Source organism: Paenibacillus sp. BJ-4, assembly GCF_020404765.1.
Lineage (GTDB): Bacteria > Bacillota > Bacilli > Paenibacillales > Paenibacillaceae > Paenibacillus.
This window is the reverse complement of record NZ_JAIVEM010000056.1, coordinates 1-211: the sequence shown is the minus strand read 5'-3', so window position 1 is coordinate 211 and position 211 is coordinate 1. Positions and strand designations below refer to the sequence as shown.

The 211-nt window shown below is 56.9% G+C and carries 1 protein-coding gene; it reads right to left on the bottom strand.

Translation table 11 applies throughout. The features are described from left to right. A partial coding sequence (locus LCF57_RS28150; protein ID WP_225998878.1) for an acyltransferase domain-containing protein occupies window positions 1–211 on the bottom strand: 211 nt, incomplete at both ends.

Here is a 211-nt window from a genome sequence, read left to right as displayed (position 1 = left end):
TCGCCCACGGACGCTCACCAGCTCCAGCCCTTCCTCCAAGCTGAACACTCCAGCTATACAGGCGGCCGTATATTCTCCCAGACTGTGCCCGATCAGCGCGATGGGTTTCACCCCCACACTCATCCACAACTGGGCCAGGGCATATTCAGTCACAAACAGCGCTGGTTGGGTCAGCCATGTCTCCTCTAATTGCTTCTCTTCAAAGCCCTCT